Genomic DNA, 18,792 nt, shown 5'->3' with positions numbered 1-18,792 from the left:
ATTTGCCCAAAACAAAAAAATCATGAACACAGGACTATTACATGTACACAGCCTCTTACGCTATCTTATTGTGATCGTAGGTTTATGGGCTATTTTCAAAGCCGCTTCAGGTATGAGTGGCGGAAAAGCATATACCAAATCAGACCAGAGACCAGGTTTGTTTTACCTCATCTTTATGGATCTGCAACTGGTAGTAGGCCTTTTGTTATATGTAATGGGTGGTTTCGGCATCAAGCGTATCCAGGAAATGGGTATGGCTGAGGTGATGAAAGACCAGATCAGCCGTTTCTTTGTAATGGAACATACCTTAGGTATGCTGATCGCACTGATCCTGGTGCATATCGGTTATGCACAAACCAAAAAAGCAGCACTGAGTGATCAGAAAAAATACTCCAAATCATTCTGGTTCTTCCTGATCTCCTTTATTGTCATTCTGGCATCTGTACCTTGGCCATTCAGAGAGCTGGGCAGAGGATGGTTACCGGGTATGTAATCTTTTTAATTATATTGCAGGGTATGAAGCAACACACTTCATACCCTTTTTATATAGATAAACAGCCTTTGAACCATGCGCTATCTCTATGTTATTTATGCACTGCTCACGTTTGTGATCGGTTTCCTGATTCGCCTGCCATTTATACTTTTGTTCAGCCTGGACGGTGTCCGGGGCCGTAAGGCGATCTGGAAGCTGGTACAGCTCTGGAGCATTGAGTGGTTTTTCCTGATCGGCATCCGTAGCCGCAGGATATTTGAAGCCCCCCTGGATCCGAAAAAAGGACCTTATATAGTCGTGGCCAATCATATTTCCTATATGGATATACCGATCCTGTTCCGCACATTACCGTTTTATGCGCGGCCGCTGGCCAAATTTGAACTGGGAAAGATACCCTTGTTCGGTTTTTTATACAAACAACTGGCGGTAACTATAGATCGTTCGAGCGGAAAGAGTAAACTTGCCGGCGTGCATAAGTTAAAAGACACTATAAATGAGGGGGGGAGCATACTTATTTTCCCAGAAGGTACGTTTAATGAAACAGGAGCACCTCTTAAATCGTTTTATGATGGTGCCTTCCGGGTGGCGATCGAAACCCAGGCGCCTATACTGCCGGTTGTCTTTTTAGACGCATTGTCTTTATGGCATTATAAAAGCTTCTGGTCACTGAAGCCGGGGATAAACAGAACTGTATTCCTGCCGGTAATTGATACGGCCAAATATGGAAAAGATATGCATCAGCTAAAGGAAGATACCTTCAAAAGCATGGAACAGGCTATCTTGCAATATAAGTAAAATGAGTTTTATTTTTTGTCAAAAAAATGTGACAAATTAACATACACACATTTAAGAAAAATAAGTAATTTTGTAGTACAAATAGATGTTCAATTTTATGGAGTGCATTTAATGCCCCGTTTTAATTGTATTTATATTTTTTTGTTTTGTTTTTAGTTTAAGAAAAGGTAGTTGCCGTATATTTTTATACCAGTGACTACCTTTTTAATTTATTGAAAAACAGACGATTGCCAGGCCTGCAGCATTTCTTTATATGCCGTGCTGTCGTTATAGTTAATATTCACTCCGAAGCTATACCCATTAAGTAAGGCCCCAAAAATATCCTGCCTGAGGATAACCTGCTGATCCGGTCCGTAAATTGAGAAGGTATAATGCTGAAACTGCTTTCCGGATATGGTAACCGCTTCTGTCACCGAACTATCCACATGTATTCCCTGCTGAGTAAAGGTCTCATAGATAAAGCCTTTAAGCAATTGGTCATGCGCATACCAGTTACCATCTGCCGCAGTATCAAAAGGCTCTATATTGGACTGAAACTGGTTAAACTGGTTCTTTGTAAAATTGGCAAGATGCTTCACACCAGACATATCAATCTCTTCTCCAAGACTGTTTTCCATCAATTCCTTGCCTTTTTCCTGTATACGGTCCAGTTCCTCTGTTTTCGATAATGTATAGCCTTCCGGAACAGTAATTGTCCAGCCGATTTCTTTGCTATGGTATTTGGTCACTTCCTGTGCTCCGGCCGGTGCTTTAGGATTACCCGCGGTATTGCAGGCAATTAGCCCAAAACACAATCCTGCTGTCAGTATCAGGTATTTCATGCTTAAAATTTTGCAGCAATTTAGTTTAAAAATGTTAAAATCATTATATTATAAATACTGGTTATGCCAGCATTACATTTTTCATTGTATAAACATCGAAATAATTGTAACTTTGCAAACCTATGTCAGATGCAATTCACCACGAATGTGGTCTCGCTTATGTTAGGTTACTCAAACCTATTTCATACTACTTTAAAAAGTATGGTACTGCATTTTACGGCTTGAACAAGCTGTACCTTTTAATGGAAAAACAACACAACCGCGGTCAGGACGGAGCCGGCATCGCTACATTAAAACTGAATGTAGAGCCAGGTTACCAGTATATGCACCGTTTGCGTGTATCCGGACCAGGAGCCATTAAAGAGATCTTCAACCAGGTGAATAACGAGGTGGAGGAGCTGGAAAAAATGTATCCGGATCTGAAAACACACCCGGGTATGCTGAAAGGCTATCTGCGCTTCATGGGCGAAACGATGCTGGGTCACCTGAGATACGGTACACAAGGCCGTAACAATGTTGCCTTCTGTCACCCATTCGTAAAACCGGACATTAACCCGGCAAGAAACCTGACTATGGCAGGTAACTTCAACCTGGTGAATACCGATGAATTGTATAATGCACTGGACAGCCACCCGACACAGGAAGAGCGTACCAGTGACCTGGGAGCGATGATCGAAACCGTTCATCACTACCTGTGCCAGGAAGAAGCACTTTCTCCGGAAAACCCGAATATCGCAAGAGTACTGCAACAGGCAACCAGCAAATTTGATGGTGGTTTTGTTTGCGGCGGTCTGGTTGGTAACGGCAGCAGCTTCGTGATGAGAGATAAGAACGGTATCAGACCTGCATATTATTACCAGGATGATGAAGTGATCGTAGTAGCCTCTGAAAGACCGGCTATTCAGACCACCTTCAACCTGCAGATCGAAGATATTAAAGAATTAGAACCGGGTCATGCCGTGATTGTAGATGCCGATGGTACCTTCAATAATGTACGTATCCTGGAAGAGTCTCCTAAAACAGCTTGTAGCTTCGAACGTATTTATTTCAGCCGCGGTAGCGATGCTGATATCTACAAAGAGCGTATTGCTTTAGGTGAAGCATTATCTGCTGATGTACTGAAAGCGATCAACCATGATCTGAAAAACACGATTGTATCCTTCATCCCGAATACTGCCGAGATCGCCTTCTATGGTCTGATCAAAGGTCTGGAAACCTGGCTGAAAGATGTAGAGGTGGAGCGCATCATCAAAAATAAAGATACCATGAGCGATGATGAGATCAGAGAACTGATACACCGTCGTGTAAGGATTGAAAAAATAGCCATTAAAGACGTGAAGCTGCGCACCTTCATTACCGAAGACAGCAGCCGCGACGAAATGGTACAGCACGTATATGACATCACTTACGGAACTGTAAAACAAGGTGTTGATACCCTGGTGGTGATCGATGACAGTATTGTAAGAGGTACTACTTTACGCCAGAGCATCATTACCATGCTGGATCGCCTGAAGCCAAAACGCATTATTATCGTTTCTTCAGCACCGCAGATCCGTTACCCGGATTGTTATGGTATCGACATGAGCCGTATGGGCGATTTCATTGCCTTCCAGGCTGCTGTTGACCTGTTGAAAGATCAGGGCAGAGAATCGGTAATGCAGGAAGTATACGACCTGATCAAAAACGCTACCGATGAGCAACTGATGGAGGAAAACTATGTACAACGCATCTATGCAGACTTTACGGATCAGCAGGTAAGCGACAAAATCGCTGAATTACTGAAACCGGAGCATGTAACGGCACAGGTAAATATCATTTACCAAACTGTAGATGGCTTGCATAAATCTTGTCCGAACAACACCGGTGACTGGTACTTTACCGGTAACTATCCAACCAAAGGTGGTAACCGTGTAGCGAACAAAGCATTCATGAACTATATGGAACGCAAAACAGGAAGAGGATATTAATCCCGGACTGTTTATCAATACATAGAAATGGCTGAGCATATGCTCAGCCATTTCTATGTATTACAGTTATTTCCAGCAAAGCGTAACTACGTTAGATAATTTCAAAAAAAGAAACGTCTCCGCTATGGCCGGAATGATGGGCAGAAATAATGACAATTGGCTTACATCTTAACGATACGTTTTAACAGTATCCTTATGGTATCCACAATATAATTGGATACATTTGAGTGAGGCAAGAAGGGAATGTTCCTGATATGATCCGTTGCCTTTGTATGTTATGAATATAGAAATTACCGGTACCGGCTGTTTTATCCCGACAGAAACCGTTACCAATGCGCACTTTTCCGACCATTCCTTTTACATGGAGGACGGAAATCCTTTCCCGCATTCCAATACAATCATTACCCGAAAATTTGTTGACATAACCGGTATCCGGGAGCGAAAGTATGTTTCTGAAAACCAGGCCAATTCTGATATTGCCTTTATTGCTGCAGACCTGGCGGTTAAAGACTCCGGCATAGATCCGGAGACGCTGGACTACATTATTGTAGCCCATAATTTCGGAAATGTCATTAACCAAACCGTACAGACAGACCTGGTGCCAAGCATTGCCGCAAGGGTAAAGCATCAGTTACGCATTAAAAATCCGAAGTGCGTAGCCTATGATGTGATTTTTGGCTGTCCGGGCTGGATAGAAGGGGTAATACAGGCACAGGCTTTTATTAAGGCCGGTATGGCCCGTAAATGCCTGGTAATTGGTTCAGAAACACTATCGCGGGTGGTAGACCACAATGACCGGGATTCGATGATCTATTCCGATGGTGCGGGCGCGACCGTGATAGAACTCCTGCCGGAAACGGATGAGCCAAGGGGTATACTGGCTTTTGAGACGGCCAGCTTTACTTATGATGAAGTAGGGTACCTGAACCTGGGCCCTTCTTATGATAAAGAGCGCGATCCAAACATCCGCTATATCAAAATGCAGGGAAGAAAGATATACGAATTTGCTTTACAGCACGTGCCTGTGGCTATGGCCAGCTGTCTGGAAAAGAGTGGTATTCCCATAGAACAAGTCACCAAAGTACTGATACACCAGGCCAATGAAAAGATGGATGAAGCCATCCTGCAACGCTTTTACAAATTATATGATATGGAAATACCCGAGGGTATTATGCCCATGAGTATTCAAACCCTGGGCAATTCCAGTGTAGCTACGATACCTACATTACTGGACCTGATCCTGAAAGGCAAACTGGAGGACCAGTCACTGTCTAAGGGAGATATTATCCTTTTTGCCTCCGTAGGAGCGGGGATGAATATTAATGCGATTGTATACAGGTTGTAATCCTGATCTATAAATACTTCTGTAAACCATAAAGGATGAGCCTATGCTCATCCTTTATGGTTTACAGAAGGTACAAAACATTCGTAATACTATTCCGTATCCATAACTAATTTCAGTGAATTGGTGTAATCATTATCAAACTGTACAGACACGATCTCATTGATCAGAATATCCATAGTGTCTATTTTCCGGGCATAGCTATCCACTAATTGAACTGTAATATGCTCCGATTGAACATCCATTATGCTGCCGATATAACAAATCTTTTCAGACTTCAACTCAAACTGCAACAGACCATATGTATGCTGAATAGTGAAAAAAAGTGCTGTCTCATTTTCTGATAACATTAGACCAGAAGTGCCGGATAACACTCCTTTACGTTGCACTATATTTTGTTTGAATAGCTCCTCTTCATCTTGTCGAAAAGCGGACACCTTTTTATTGTTAATGAGAATATATCCGTCAATAACATAATCTACCGGATTAGATTTCATCAACGTCCAGTGATCGTTATATTCCAGAACCACACCGCATATAGGGGTACGTCTGTTTTTCACTTTTAAGGAAACAACTTCATTGATATAAGATTTCTTTACCATCCTAATCCGGTTATTTACCTTGTTTAGCCTTTACATATTCCTCCACTAACTCCGGCGGGCGGCCTACGATGGCCTTATCGCCATCGATCAGGATAGGACGTTCCAATAGGATAGGGTGCTCTACCAGCACTTCCAGCCATTGCTCGCTTGTCAGCTCTATATCGCCATACAGGGCTTTAAACAGGTCATCGCCGGTACGTACAATATCCTTTGCTTCCTTACCCAGCTTATGCAGCAGCTCAGTCAGTTCTGCTCTGCTCAAAGGATCGGCCACATAATCACGGATGGTATACTCAGCAGTACTGTGTTGCATATAATCCAAAGCACAACGGCTCTTGGAACATTCATTTCTATGTAATAAAGTCATCATTATCTTATTTGTTTAAGTGGGCTAAACTCCCGCCCGGTGCAAAGAAACGATCTACCATGACCTCTACTTCAGGATCAGGAATCAGTGCCGGTGCATGATGCGGTTTTACGCGTGCATCAATAATCAGGTGATCGCAGCCCCAGTGTTTATGTTCATAAAAGGCATTGATGCCATGAATATCATGCGAAGGATTGCTGCGCGTAAAGGTTACCCAAAGAAAGTTACTTAATGTTTTTGCAGTAAAGGCTGCATCATCGGCCAGTACAATCATCGGTATCCCCTCCGGCAATTGCCCGTTCAGTCTCGCTTCCAGTTCACGCATCTCTGCACTCACCTGACCGTAGGACTGAAACTGTGGTGCCTGCAATACAACCACACCCGGCAGCACCATATGGGCCGGACCAAAGCCCTGCAACTGCTGTAATACAGCAGGCACTTCTTTATCCAGCGTACGTACCGCATCGCCACAGGCGGCAATAACCACCTTAGAACCGGTATTCAATCCCGTACCCGAATAGTCCAGGGTATCGATGGTGGTATTGGTCTGGAAGTGTATATCCCGCTTCAGGTCTATACGGGAGAGGATATAAGTCAGGAAGTCTGCCTCTTTATGTGTACTCAGCTCCTGTTGCTCCTGTGCAGCAATAAACAGGTATTTGGCCAGGCTTAGTTGCCCGGTACCCAATATACGATTAGCCACGGTCAGGATCTCTGCCGGTCTTTTTACTTTCTGATAAGGCGTATAGCGTTCATATCCGATCGCAAATAAAAGCGGATGTACGCCAGCTACATCTACAGCATGTACCTCTTTCACACCCGGCACTTCTTTAGGCATAGCTTCGCCCGTAAGTTCGTGGATCAGGTCGCCAAAGGCAGTATCTTCCTGCGGAGGGCGGCCCACTACCGTAAATGGCCAGATGGCATTCTTGCGGGCATATACCTGTTTCACCTTCATGACCGGGAAAGGATGGGTGAGGCTGTAATAGCCCAGATGATCTCCGAAAGGCCCTTCGGGCTTGGTCTCATCGGGATAAATATCGCCGGTAATCACAAAGTCAGCATCATGACTGATGCAATACCCGTCTTCATAACTGTACCGGAATCGTCTGCCGGATAGTAAACCCGCAAAGGTCAGTTCGCTCAAACCCTCCGGCAGCGGCATTACTGCAGCAAGGGTATGGGCCGGCGGACCACCCACAAATATGCTCACTTTCAGCGGTTGTCCCTTACGGGCCGCTTTCTGCTGGTGTACGCCTATGCCACGGTGTATCTGGTAATGCAGGCCGATCTCTTCGTCCTTGATATACTTATTGCCCGAAAGCTGTATGCGGTACATACCCAGGTTAGCGTTCATCACACCCGGCTTTTCGGGATCTTCACTGTATACCTGCGGCAGGGTGATGAAGGCACCACCATCCATAGGCCAGTGGTGGATTTGTGGCAGATCACTGATCCTGATGCGCTCAAAATCATTGGGCAGATTACTATATTGTTTCGGCAGGGCATTCCAGGCTGCAAGGCCGGTACGTATATGTTTAAAAGGAGCTTTCAGCGCCTTCATGGGATCATTCTTCAGCCGTATGATCTCTTCGGTCTTTGCTATGGTCTCGCGAAACAGGAATTTACTGCGGTCCAGGTTGCCGAACAGATTTGATGCGGCACGGTATTTAGAGCCTTTTACTTTTTCAAACAAAAGGGCTGGCCCATGCTGCGCAAACACCCGCAGGTGCAGGGCCGCCATCTCCAGGTAAGGATCAACTTCTTCTTTAATTCTGACTAATTGCCCTTCCTGTTCCAGGTCCAGGACACTCTCTTCTATGCTTTTATGAATCATTATTTCGACGGAGTAAAACAGCTACAAATATACTCCGAAATGATGAGTCAGGGGCATAAAAAAAGGTTCCGGATGGCTTCCGGAACCTTAAGGCAAAAGTAAACAATATAGACTAGAAAGTATAGCGAAGGCCGATCTGCATACCCCAGGTGCTGGAAGAGTTTACGCTCTTCATAAAGGCTTTTTTAGGGAATACGGTCTGGCCGTTTTCTTTAACAGTAAGCATATTGAAGCTTGGTTTACCATCGGAGGATACACTGTTTACCACCAATGGCGTGTAGGCATACTGGTTACCATTGTTCAGCTGGCTGTAATAACCCCAGTCTTTGTTCAGGAGGTTACCCACATTCAGGATATCCAGGCTGATCTGTAAAGTATTGCGGCGGTTGTTTTTACCGAAACGGGTATACACATCCTGCAGGATACGCGCATCGAAGCGGTTCAGCCATGGCAGCAGACCAGCATTACGTTCTACATACTCGCCTTTATACTTAGACAGTACTTTATCATTATCCAGGAATGCATCAAATGCAGCTCTCTGCTCCTCTGCACTATAGGTCTTACCCCCAACAGTCAGCGGTACAAAGTTGATCTCTGAAGAGTTGGCCGGTAAGTACATCAGGTCCAGAGATACCCCGTCCTTATTGATATCTCCGGAATAAGTATAGGCATAACGGCCCTGGCTTGAACCCTGGTAGAACAGTGATACCGTAGTCGCCAGGTGATCGGCATAATTAATACGATAAGAAACCGAACCCACTACACGGTGCGGAATGGCATACTGAGAGATACCCAGCAACTGCTCATTCGGATCGTTGACAGAATAGTTGTTAGACCAGGCAGAGTTGGCTGCCGATCCCGGATTACCGGTGATGTCTTTGGCAGCAGAATAGTTATAGAATAAGGAACCGCTGAAGCCATGATAGTTGCTCACACTCACACCCGCAGAAGCCGCTACAGACTGTCCCAGGCTGCTGTTGGCCAGTACCGGGATAATGGTACCAGTACTATTGGTATACTTCACATCATTATTAAAGTAATCACGGGTATCACCACCATTATTCAGCTTGGCCGTAGCCGCTTTCCTGTTGGCATTATACTGATACACGCCCACGATATCTTTGGTATAAATCACATCTGCAGTGAATACCAGAGGCGTATTGCCCAGTCTGTAATCGATACCCACATTGGATCTCCATACCTGCGGCATTTTAAAATCCGGATCGATCAGGGAGAAAGAACCTGGTACGGCTGCTTTAGGAGAAGCTGGGAAATCTGAGATCAGCTTGCTCGGCCAGTACATCGGATCTGCCTCCAGGTGATCAATTTTATTCAGGGTAGCTGCACTTACGGGCTCAAAGGTATTCTGGATCACACCGGCATTAGTCGGCATATTGGTAAACCATACAAACGGAATATTACCGGTAAAGATACCTGTACCACCTCTTAATTGCAGGGAACGATCACCTACTACATCGTAGTTGAATCCTACACGCGGGGACAACATGATTTTTGATTTAGGCCACATTGCGGTGGTAAAGGTTGTCGGTACACCTTTGTTATTCAGTAACTGTACCGTATCTATAGATGCATTGCCCACCGGTTTGTTGAAGAACAGTGGCATATCTGCACGCAGACCGTAGGTCAGTTTAAACTGAGGGTTTACATTAACCTGGTCCTGCAGGTAAAGGCCTGCCAGGCCAAAGTTTACACGGGCATAATTATCTGCACCATCATAGGCATAGGTCACACCATACGCCGTAGGTTTAGCACCCGCCAGGAATTCCGATACGGAGTTATAACGGTAGTAAGAGGTGCCCATACGCATATAGCTGTTCGCATAGCTCATGGTCTGGAAGTTAAGCCCTCCCGTAAAGTTATGTTTACCTACCTGGTACGTAATATTGTCTACGATGTTGATGTTGTTATTGATCACATCATTATTGTAGGAGAACAGTTCTGTACCAAAGCTCATGTAGTTATTCTTACCGGTACGCTTTCCGGTAGAATCTGCCGGCTGCAGGTCACCATCCCAGATATCTACAAAAGGGAACAGGTTGCCCGGTGTACTGCGGGTATCCTGTATGCGGCTGTAGGTAGCCAGTAACTGGTTAGATACCTTCGGAGAGATCTTGCTGTTGAGCTCTGCTGAAACAGACATTACCTTGTTCAGGAAAGAATAATTGGCATTCTCGAATGAAATAGATTCGGAACCGATACGGGATGCGGTAGAGCGGGGATTAGGACCGGATGTGGCATTGGTACCCTGATCGGATGTGCCCCGCATCTGGTTGTATTTTACCGTAAGGGTATTTTTATCATTGATGTTCCAGTCCAGGCGCAGTAAGCCTTTGATGTTATTGTTTACATAGTTATCGGCATAGCCTTCATAACGTCCGGGATCATAACCATATTGATTTTTCAGGTAATTGCTTACCGACATCAGGTCGCTTTCTTTTACGCGGGTTACATTGGCCTCACTGCCATTGCTGCCATTATTCGCTTTCCAGAGATTACCCTGGCTCAGCTGGTTTTCATATTCGAAGTTGGCAAAAAAGAACAGTTTATTCTTAATGATCGGTCCGCCGAAACGCACACCGTATGTCTCGCCCGAAGTACGGCTTGATTTGGCTAAAGTATCACTACCCACCTTAACACCATTGAATGATTTAGGGCGCAGGAATGCATAGGCCGATCCGGTAAAATCATTGGTACCACTGCGGGTCACCGCATTGATGCCGGCACCGGTAAAGCCCGTCTGGCGTACATCATAGGGAGCAACATTCACCTGTACTTCTTCAATCGCATCGATAGAGATCGGCTGGTTACCGCCACCAGGCAGCGGATCGGAGCTGAGCCCGAAACCGTTATTAAAGCTGGCACCATCGATCTGTACATTGTTATATCGTCCGTCACGACCGGCAAAGCCATTACCATTGGCCTGCGGCGTAAGACGGGTAAAGTCTGTAAGGCTTCTCTTGATCGTAGGCATACGACTGATTGTCGTTACATTGATATTGGTAGAAGCACCGGTGCGATCGCTGTTCAGCAAAGGATTTTTAAAAGCGAGTACCTCTACGGCACTCAACTCCTTGTTCTGATCTGCACCTATTTTAGCCTGTAATACATAATCATCTCCCAGGGCCAGTGTAAGGTCTTTATATACCTGCTCGCCACTGCCCATAGAGCTTACCGTAACAGTATACGGGCCACCAGGGCGCATACCCTGCATGCTGAAATAACCATTCTCTGTACTAACGGTACTGTACTTCGTTCCGGACGGCATATGTATTGCGGTCACAATTGCTCCGGGAACAATAGCATTCTGCTCATCTTTAACGGTTCCTCTGATACCCGATGTGGTTACCTGTGCACTGGCAACTATACCGGAAGCGATAAATGCTCCGGTCAACATTAACGCGTACTTGTTCTTCATAATTTACATTATTTAAAATATGAAACAAAAGTAGACAGCTAATATTATGGAATAATTACGGAATCGTTAATTGCAGACTAAGCCGAAAAAGCCCTGAAGTAAACTACTTCAGGGCCTTAATACTATGTACTATTATTAACCTCTACTTTTTCAGGAACTCTTCCCAGTCTCTCAGTTGAGATCCTTTCAATACACGTGGGAATTTGTTCATCGCGCCATATTTACCCATATGTTTCAGGTAATCAATAAAGCGCTCTTTCGGCAGGATCTCTACAAAGACTTCTTTCAATGCAGATTCTCTCTCTACCGCGTAATCATCATTGATTTTACACAGGGTTTCATCAATAATCCTTTTGATCTGTTCTTTGTCCGCATCAACATTATCACAACCGATATACCATCTGTGTGCAAAGCGGTTTTCGTAAGCGAAGCCGGTTACGGTAAATTCACCGATATGAAGGCCCGTCTCACTTGCCAGTGCATCAATGGCTTTATTCATATTGTCTACGGACATATGCTCGCCACACAGGCTCAGGAACTGCTTGGTACGGCCTACAATAATGATCTCGTTATGTCTTACAGAGGTAAAACGCACCACATCACCAATGATATAACGCCATGCGCCGGAACAGGTCGATAGCATTACGGCATAATCGATACCTTTTTCTACCTCATGGATAAACTTGGTCTGTGCATTTGGTTTGATCTCACCGTCTTCTGTAAAGTTCTCTTCTGTAAACGGAACGAACTCGAAGAAGATACCGGAATTCAGTTCCAGTTGTATACCGGAAACCCCAGGTCTGGACTGGAAGCCAAAGGAACCCTCAGAAGCCATATAGGTTTCGATATACGTAACCGGCTTGCCCATCAGGCGTTTCAGCGGCTCGCGGTATGGTTCAAAAGCCACACCACCGTGAATATATACAGCTAGGTTAGGCCACATTTCATGAATATTGTTCAGCTTGTATTTCTTCACAATCTCCTCCAGCACAATCAGTGCCCAGGCAGGAACACCACAAAGCGTACCTACATTCCATTTAGGAGCACTCTCCACGATCAGTTTGATGCGCTCTTCCCAGTTAGGGCTTTTAGAGATTTTCTTTCCTGGTTTGTAGAGTAAGTTGGAGAATAATTTAGGCATATTCTTAGCACTGATGCCACTCATATCACCTTCATAATAATCTTCGCGCTCCAGCAGGGAAGTGGTACCGCCCAGCATCAGGATGCCTTTGGTAAACGTTGCCGGCGGAATATCGAAGTTGGTCATGGAATAGAATTGTTTCAATCCCACTTTTTTGATAGACCGGATCATATCAGAAGTCACCGGAATGTGCTTGCTTGCTGATTCCGAAGTACCGGAACTCAGGGCGAAATATTTTACTTTACCCGGCCAGGCCACATCGCTTTCGCTTTTCAGACAGCGATGCCACCATTGCTCGTGCATGGAGTTATAGTTATGTGCAGGGATACCGTTTTTGAATACCGTAGGGAAGTCAACCGCTTCTGACAGTATTTTTTCAAATTCGTAATGTTTTCCGAAGGAAGTATATTGGGCTTTTTCCAACAACTTTTTCAAAGTCTTGCGTTGCAGATTCCAGTCGTTGTCCTTTTTCTTGCTGAAACGTTTACGAATCTTAAGGGAACGGGAAATAATTTCTCCTATTAAAGGCATAATAAAATGAGACGGTAATGTTTTCAGCTGCGAAGTTAACTATATTCATTGCGCATTAACAAATAAAGTATTTAAAAGATAACACAACAAATCGCCATATTACGGTTAAATACAGTAAATAAAGTAGGGTATATGCCCTCAGGCATCTCAACAGCGCTGCTGTATCACCGCCAATAACTCATCCGGTGTATGCGCCATTGAAAGTGCTGCATCACCCTGTATTACCCCGGCGCCCTCAAATCCCCAGCTGACCCATACCGGCTGAATACCTGCCTTATCACAGGCTGTAATATCCCGCTGCTCATCGCAAATGTAGAGCACTTCATCACTATGCAGTTTTTGTTCCCGCAGGAATTTGCGGAATACCCTGTCTTTACCAAAGAGCTTTCCCGAACAGTAAATATCATCCGGAGGTGCGATGCCGTTCAGCTCCATTATACCCTTTATAATAACCGGATCATTGGAGGAAAGGATACCGACCTTCAGCCCTGAAGTACGTAGAGTATCCAACAAAGCAGCCATACCGGGAATAAGCGGCACATCCATTATCAGCTCCTGGTATATGGCAAGCATCTCCTTTCTGAGGAATGGGAGCCTGTACAAGGGAACCTTCAGGTACAGGAAGCGGTCCAGCATGGACAGACTATTGATATAGTCCAGCTCTTCGGGCTTTATCGTCTTGAAATGATACTTGTCGGCAATGCGGTTAAAGGCAATTACCACAGCATCTTTAGAATCGACCAGGGTGCCGTCGAAGTCAAAAAGGACATATCGGATCATAATAAAATAGCTTCCCGGTATTATTGCGGGTCGGTCAAATGTACAATAAGTCCTACATATGTCATAAATTCGCCATTAGACACATAAAATTTATATTACTTTGTTAAAATGAAATGATTTAACTACTTTTGCACACGTTTTAAATCGCCAGTACAGATGACATCAAAAATGATCCAAAAGGAAGAGATTGAAAATTATTTAATCGTTCCTGCGGCACAAGACAAATCAACTTCTTTAATCAAAGAATTAGAATATGCGGTAAGATTGGGTAATGAGTATAAAGGTAAAACCATTATTACCTTCCAATCCTCAGAAGGCCCGCTGACTGTTGAAACGACAGTATGGTCCGTTACCGAAAAGAATATTCAGCTGAAAGGCGGAATTATTATTCCTTTGTCCAGCATCATTATGGTATCTTTCTAAAAAAATTCTTTTAATTTAACATATTCAGGGATAGTTTCGCGTAGAAATTATCCTTTATTTTTATTTATGAGAATCGGCGTCAATACAAGATTATTACTAAAAGGAAAACTGGAAGGCATAGGATGGTTTGCACATGAAACCCTGAAACGCATTGTGCAGGATCATCCCGAACATGAATTTTTCTTTTTCTTCGATCGTCCTTACGATCCGGAATTTGTCTTTGCCTCCAATATAACCCCGGTAGTGATCGGCCCGCAAGCCCGCCATCCCATTTTATTTTATATCTGGTGCGAATGGAGCATTCCTCATGCACTGAAAAAATACAAGATAGACCTTTACCTATCCCCGGACAACTACGGTAGTCTGCGCACTAAAGTACCTACCTGTCTCGTTATTCATGACCTGGCTTTCGAGCACTATCCCAAATTTGTCAAGCGGTCTCACCTGATGCATTATAAACATTATATGCCCAAGTTTGCCGCAAAAGCGACCCGCATTGCCACTGTTTCGACGTTTACCAAAGAAGACCTGGTTGAAAAATACAAGGTACCTGCAGACAAGATCGATGTGGTGTATAATGGCGCCCATGACGAATACAAACCCTTACCTTACGAAGAGCGTAAAGCAATAAAAGAACAATATACCGAGGGTAAAGAATTTTTCCTGTTTATCGGTGCCCTGCATCCCCGCAAGAACATTATCAATATGCTGAAGGCATTTGTAAAGTTCAAAAGGAGACAGAAAAGCCCGATGAAGCTGGTTATTGTCGGCCGCCTGGCCTGGCTTTCCAAAGAGATACAGGAAGCCAAAGACCGCATGCCTTATAAAGAAGATGTGATCTGGCTGGGATATAAGCCTGTAGAGGAACTGGCACGTATTACCGCTGCTGCCTATGCAATGCTGTATCCGTCATTGTTTGAAGGCTTTGGTATTCCTATCCTGGAGGCACTGACCTGTAATGTACCAGTTATTGCATCCAATACTTCTTCTATGCCGGAGGTAACCGGAGATGCCGGTATACTGGTAGACCCATCTGATGTAGATGATATTGCCAGCGCTATGGAGAAGATGTACAAAGATGAGCAGTTGCGTGACCGCATGGTACGCCTGGCGCCTGTACAAAGCAGCAAATTCAGCTGGGATAAAAGTGCGGAAAATCTATGGGCATCTATGATGCGTTGTGTAGAATAAACAAACCCGCTATGGCTACAAAGGGGAGTTACGGAGAACAGCTGGCTGTTGCCTACCTGCAGGAAAAACAGCATACCATACTGCATACCAACCTGCGCATTGGCCGCAGAGAGGTGGACATCGTTTCCCAGGAGGACTCACTGCTGATATTTACAGAGGTCAAAACCCGTACAAGCTTTGATTTTGGCTATCCCGAAGCCGCCGTTACCCCACAGAAACAAGAACATATCAAAAGCGTTGCAGCAGCTTATTTACAGGAACATCCGGAGTATAAGCAGATCCGATTTGATGTAATCAGCATCCTATTACAGAACGGAAAGGCTGTAGAATATCATCATATCGAAGGGGCTTTTTACTGAACCCGATCATTCATCAAAGATCTCGAGCAGCACCGGGCGTGTTGCTTTGTCAATAACCACGGCCAGTTTCTTTAAGAAGGAAGGAGCCAGCGTAGGGCAGCCATCGCTCTGGCAGATAGGATAGGGAGCAACCTCTCCACTGGGCACGCACTCATGTGCATGTAAAACGACAAACCGTTCAAAGGCATTATTATTGGTACTGTCCAGGCCGTACAGCTTATAAGCCAGTCCGAATTTACCCTGGTAAGGTGCACCGATCATATAGCGGCCCAGCGAGGTACAGCCACAACCCACTTCATTGCCATAGCGCCTGCTGATCTGTACCGTTTCGTTACACCGGCCATGTGCCACAAGGCTTTGCTGTATAACCCTTTTCTTTTGCAGATCATATACAAAAAAGCGATTGCTTCCGGAGGGCAGCCGCATATCAGCCATCAGTACCACTGCAGTATCATAACCATGCCTGCGGGCATAACCCAGCAGCTTAGTCGCACGGCGGTCCAGTACGGAGCGAAGGGAGACATCAACCACAGGGGGCCGTTTCGCCTCGGGATTACGGTTACGGAATAAATAATTGGCAGTCTGTTGGTAATGCAAGACACAAAAAAGAAGTACACTGGCCAGAATAATGCCACCAGCGAGTAACAATGCTTTTTTCATAATAATGATTACTGCAATTTATCCATTCCTTTGTTGCAAAAGGGTTAAATTTGCAATCTTTTTACTTGTACGAATATATAATCACCACGTAATATGCTTTTAGCACTTAATAATATAACCTTTTCTTTCGGAGCCCGCACTATGCTTGATGAGGCTAGCTGGCAGATCGGAGAAAATGAACGTATCGGACTAATCGGACCTAATGGTGCCGGGAAATCTACATTATTAAGACTGATCACCGGAGAATACCGGGCTGAATCAGGCAATATGCAGAAAGCCAATGATACCACATTGGGCTTTTTCAACCAGGACCTGCTTAGCTTCTCGACTGATGACAGCATTGTTTCTGTATGTATGCAGGCTTATGAGAAGGCTGCAGAATTGGAAAAACAGATTGAGCAGCTGACCAAAGAACTGGAAACTAATTATGAAGATGAGGCGCTGCTGTTGCAATACAGCGAAGCCCTGCATGAGTTTGAAATGGCCGGCGGTTATGAAATGGAGCACAAAGCATCGGCGGTGCTGGAAGGTTTAGGTTTCCAGACCAAGGATTTGCACCGTCCATACAACCAGTTTTCCGGCGGATGGAGAATGCGTGTACTGCTGGCAAAAATCATGCTGCAGCAACCCGACATTCTACTGCTCGATGAACCTACGAACCACCTGGATTTACCCTCTATCGAATGGCTGGAAAAATACCTGCAATCATATCCTGGCACGGTGATCATCGTATCGCATGACCGTTACTTCCTTGACAGAATGGTCACCAAGATTGTAGAACTCTTCCAGCAGAAGCTGCATATCTATTCCGGCAACTACTCTTTCTACGAAGAGGAGAAAGCTACCAGAATGGAGTTTATGGAGCGCGAATACGAGAACCAGCAGAAATATATCAAACAGCAGGAACGCTTTATCGAGCGCTTCCGCGCACAGGCTACTAAAGCGGCACAGGCACAGAGTGCGATCAAGCGCCTGGAAAAACTGGACCGTATAGCGTTGAATGAAGATAGCGGACCACGCATGAACATCAACTTTGCAGTGTCTGTGACACCGGGCAAGATTATCTGTGACCTGAAGAATGTATCTAAAGCGTATGGAGATCTGCAACTGCTAAAAAATACAGATGCAGAAATTATACGTGGCGATAAAATTGCGCTGGTAGGTGCCAATGGTAAAGGTAAATCTACATTAATGCGCATCATTACCGGTACAGAATCATTTGAAGGGGTGCGTACCGGATGGCATAATGTAATTGCCAGCTTCTATGCGCAGCACCAGCTGGAAAGTCTGAATGTTGAAAATACAATTCTGGAGGAGCTTAAATCCTGTGGCAGTAATAAGACAGAGGTGCAGCTGAGACAGCTCCTGGGCTGTTTCCTCTTCTCAGGCGATGATGTGTTTAAAAAGATCAAGGTATTGTCGGGAGGAGAAAAAGCGAGGGTAGCACTGGCGAAGGTAATCACCAGCAATGCCAACTTCCTGCTGCTCGATGAGCCTACGAACCACCTGGATATGCAGTCTGTAGAACTGCTGATCGAGGCCCTCCAACAGTATGAAGGTACCCTTATCCTGATTTCGCATGACCGTTACTTTGTGAGTAAAACGGCGAATAAGTACTGGGAGATTGAAGAAGGCAAGATCAAATCCTTCGAAGGCCCGTACGATGAGTGGATATACTGGAAAGAGAAAACAGCCGCTAAAGCAAAAGAAGCCCTGGCCGCAGAAAAGAATGCTCCGAAAGCGCCTGTGGTAAAGGAAACACCTGTGGTTACCAATAATAATAACCAGGTAAACCGCGCGCAGCAGAAAGAAGTACAAAAGCAACAGAAAACGGTAGAACGCCTGGAGCAGCAATTGAGTGAAGCAGTGAAACTGAAAGCGCAATATGAAAGTGACCTGGGCAACCCAGATATCTATGCAGATAAGATACTGTTCAAGCAGGCTGAAGATCGCTACAGTGCTCAATCCGCACAATGTGATACCCTGCAGGCACAGTATGATACTGCTTTTGAAAAGCTGATGGAACTGGAAGAAGGATTGTAAGAGA

The 18,792-nt window shown here is 44.8% G+C and carries 16 protein-coding genes; 8 read left to right on the top strand and 8 right to left on the bottom strand.

Going from position 1 to position 18,792, the window contains the following annotated elements; all coding sequences use genetic code 11:
- Positions 1–22 precede the first annotated feature (22 nt).
- Together FTD44_RS10930 and FTD44_RS10925 are read left to right on the top strand one after the other, a co-directional pair.
- Positions 23–493 carry a hypothetical protein gene (locus tag FTD44_RS10930; RefSeq protein ID WP_222166475.1) on the top strand — a complete coding sequence of 157 codons (471 nt, stop codon included), beginning with the start codon at positions 23–25 and terminating at the stop codon, positions 491–493.
- Positions 494–568: 75 nt separating this feature from the next.
- Positions 569–1,288: a lysophospholipid acyltransferase family protein gene (locus FTD44_RS10925; protein ID WP_222166474.1), complete on the top strand. Its 720-nt coding sequence runs from the start codon at positions 569–571 to the stop codon at positions 1,286–1,288.
- 209 nt (positions 1,289–1,497) lie between these two features.
- Here the strand turns inward: FTD44_RS10925 and FTD44_RS10920 are convergent, their stop codons facing one another.
- Positions 1,498–2,109 (bottom strand): hypothetical protein, encoded by a 612-nt coding sequence (locus FTD44_RS10920; protein WP_222166473.1) that lies wholly within the window; start codon positions 2,107–2,109, stop codon positions 1,498–1,500.
- A 242-nt stretch (positions 2,110–2,351) separates the two neighbouring features.
- Between FTD44_RS10920 and FTD44_RS10915 the strand changes: the two genes are divergently transcribed.
- Complete coding sequence (locus FTD44_RS10915; protein WP_246625406.1) at positions 2,352–4,076, top strand: amidophosphoribosyltransferase; 1,725 nt, start codon at positions 2,352–2,354, stop codon at positions 4,074–4,076.
- Between the two features lie 277 nt (positions 4,077–4,353).
- Complete coding sequence (locus tag FTD44_RS10910) at positions 4,354–5,421, top strand: 3-oxoacyl-ACP synthase III family protein (protein ID WP_222166471.1); 1,068 nt, start codon at positions 4,354–4,356, stop codon at positions 5,419–5,421.
- An 89-nt stretch (positions 5,422–5,510) separates the two neighbouring features.
- Here FTD44_RS10910 and FTD44_RS10905 read toward each other — a convergent pair whose 3' ends face one another.
- The 6 genes from FTD44_RS10905 to FTD44_RS10880 all read right to left on the bottom strand — a co-directional run bounded on the left by FTD44_RS10905 (position 5,511) and on the right by FTD44_RS10880 (position 14,112).
- Positions 5,511–6,020: a hypothetical protein gene (locus FTD44_RS10905; protein WP_222166470.1), complete on the bottom strand. Its 510-nt coding sequence runs from the start codon at positions 6,018–6,020 to the stop codon at positions 5,511–5,513.
- Between the two features lie 10 nt (positions 6,021–6,030).
- Positions 6,031–6,390 carry an arsenate reductase family protein gene (locus FTD44_RS10900; RefSeq protein ID WP_129021431.1) on the bottom strand — a complete coding sequence of 120 codons (360 nt, stop codon included), beginning with the start codon at positions 6,388–6,390 and terminating at the stop codon, positions 6,031–6,033.
- 4 nt (positions 6,391–6,394) lie between these two features.
- A complete protein-coding gene (locus FTD44_RS10895) occupies positions 6,395–8,224 on the bottom strand; it encodes a UbiD family decarboxylase (RefSeq protein ID WP_222166469.1) in 1,830 nt (609 codons plus the stop codon).
- 112 nt (positions 8,225–8,336) lie between these two features.
- Entirely contained in the window at positions 8,337–11,660 is a 3,324-nt protein-coding gene (locus FTD44_RS10890; protein WP_222166468.1) for a TonB-dependent receptor, read from the bottom strand.
- 142 nt (positions 11,661–11,802) lie between these two features.
- Positions 11,803–13,332: a GH3 family domain-containing protein gene (locus FTD44_RS10885; RefSeq protein WP_222166467.1), complete on the bottom strand. Its 1,530-nt coding sequence runs from the start codon at positions 13,330–13,332 to the stop codon at positions 11,803–11,805.
- A 147-nt stretch (positions 13,333–13,479) separates the two neighbouring features.
- The gene (locus tag FTD44_RS10880; protein WP_222166466.1) at positions 13,480–14,112 is read right to left on the bottom strand and encodes an HAD hydrolase-like protein; all 633 of its coding nucleotides are present in this window, start codon (positions 14,110–14,112) and stop codon (positions 13,480–13,482) included.
- 156 nt (positions 14,113–14,268) lie between these two features.
- Here FTD44_RS10880 and FTD44_RS10875 point away from each other — a divergent pair, with 156 nt between their 5' ends.
- The 3 genes from FTD44_RS10875 (at position 14,269) to FTD44_RS10865 (ending at position 16,085) form a co-directional block, all read left to right on the top strand.
- Complete coding sequence (locus FTD44_RS10875) at positions 14,269–14,535, top strand: hypothetical protein (protein ID WP_222166465.1); 267 nt, start codon at positions 14,269–14,271, stop codon at positions 14,533–14,535.
- A 66-nt stretch (positions 14,536–14,601) separates the two neighbouring features.
- The gene (locus tag FTD44_RS10870) at positions 14,602–15,726 is read left to right on the top strand and encodes a glycosyltransferase family 4 protein (protein WP_222166464.1); all 1,125 of its coding nucleotides are present in this window, start codon (positions 14,602–14,604) and stop codon (positions 15,724–15,726) included.
- An 11-nt stretch (positions 15,727–15,737) separates the two neighbouring features.
- On the top strand, positions 15,738–16,085 hold the full coding sequence (locus FTD44_RS10865; RefSeq protein WP_222166463.1) for a YraN family protein: 348 nt from the start codon (positions 15,738–15,740) through the stop codon (positions 16,083–16,085).
- 6 nt (positions 16,086–16,091) lie between these two features.
- Here FTD44_RS10865 and FTD44_RS10860 read toward each other — a convergent pair whose 3' ends face one another.
- Positions 16,092–16,745, bottom strand: a complete 654-nt coding sequence (locus FTD44_RS10860; protein WP_222166462.1) for a murein L,D-transpeptidase catalytic domain-containing protein — start codon at positions 16,743–16,745, stop codon at positions 16,092–16,094.
- 93 nt (positions 16,746–16,838) lie between these two features.
- On the opposite strand from FTD44_RS10860, the gene abc-f reads away from it, so the two are divergent.
- Positions 16,839–18,788, top strand: a complete 1,950-nt coding sequence (gene abc-f / locus FTD44_RS10855) for a ribosomal protection-like ABC-F family protein (protein ID WP_222166461.1) — start codon at positions 16,839–16,841, stop codon at positions 18,786–18,788.
- Positions 18,789–18,792 lie beyond the last annotated feature (4 nt).

Source organism: Edaphocola aurantiacus, assembly GCF_019797745.1.
Classification (GTDB): Bacteria; Bacteroidota; Bacteroidia; order Chitinophagales; family Chitinophagaceae; genus Edaphocola; species Edaphocola aurantiacus.
Note: the sequence above shows the minus strand (reverse complement) of the source record. Positions and strands in the feature narration are given on the sequence as shown.